Origin of the sequence: Ruegeria sp. HKCCA4633, assembly GCF_013034605.1 — a bacterium.
In the GTDB taxonomy this organism is placed as follows: domain Bacteria; phylum Pseudomonadota; class Alphaproteobacteria; order Rhodobacterales; family Rhodobacteraceae; genus Ruegeria.
The window spans coordinates 1-1,054 of the sequence record NZ_WQGJ01000025.1 but is presented as its reverse complement, the minus strand read 5'-3'; the positions used below and the strand labels follow the sequence as shown (position 1 = coordinate 1,054).

The 1,054-nt window shown below is 50.2% G+C and carries 2 protein-coding genes; one reads left to right on the top strand and one right to left on the bottom strand.

Annotated elements, in window-relative coordinates:
* On the bottom strand, nucleotides 1–349 hold a 349-nt coding region (locus tag GOV85_RS21400), incomplete at its 3' end, for a hypothetical protein (protein ID WP_171182009.1).
* A gap of 182 nt (nucleotides 350–531) precedes the next feature.
* Here GOV85_RS21400 and GOV85_RS21395 point away from each other — a divergent pair.
* On the top strand, nucleotides 532–1,054 hold a 523-nt coding region (locus GOV85_RS21395), incomplete at its 3' end, for an SdiA-regulated domain-containing protein (protein ID WP_171182007.1).

Genomic DNA, 1,054 nt, shown 5'->3' with positions numbered 1-1,054 from the left:
TCACGAACCCGATCATCGATCCGTGCTGTACGACCAGAAACCCAACCGCCATGCCGATAAGCGCATACAGGAAGAAAAGCCTTGGCATAACTATGTCGCGGACGCTTCTACGGGCTTTACGTCTCACCGGATGATATACGATCAAGCCAGCCAGAATGATCGTGACGATCACATCGAGAGTAAAGAAATACAGTTCCTGTTTGCCACGAAACTGCGTCCACCGGCGTTCGATAACGATTTCCGACCCCGAAGCCCCGGCCAGCATCGTCGCAGGGTCGACTTGTGACACCGCAGCACCTGGCAACAGCAGCATCAACAACACGGTCACAAATGTGAGGGTCGTATTCAACTTGTCTTCCTCCCTGCTCACGCCAAAGGCTTACGCTTAACCAAAGGCACATCGTGCCCTATTCAATTCAATCGCAACAGGCGGGATCAGGTAAAGAGATTACAGTGCATTCTTCGGACATCGTATCCGGACTGTGATACGAACGCTGATACAGGGATGTGGTCCAAGCGCGAGAGAATCCAATGACAGAAAACAGAGTGTTTTCGTCAAAAGCTGAAATTTCACGGTGTTTCTGCAAACTTAGACGACTCGCTTTTACGGCCAGCTCGGTTGCGGCAGCCTTCTTGCCTTGGACCAATTTTGCCTACGCCGAAAGTGCTGGTTTGGTTCTGGTCGATAAATTCAAGGTGGCAGACAAATCAGAGGGATTTTCAGAGCCTTCCGGTTTGGCAATGTCTAACGCTGAAGGCTTCTTGTGGTCTGTAAGTGATGCCGAACCTAAACTGCACCTACTCAGAGTCGACGGGGTATTAGGAAACTCTTTCAAGTTGCCAGCATTGGCAGGATCAGATTTGGAGGGTGTTGCACCTCGAAAGGATGGGTCTGTTTTGGTGCTTCAGGAAACTGACCGATCAATTCTAGTCGTTCACCCAACCGAACCCATTCAATTGACAACAATACCTCTCACATCTCTTAAAGGTTACTCGGCCGCCGCTGAATTACTCGTTGGCAACCCATTAAACAAGGGACCCGAAGGTATCGCTG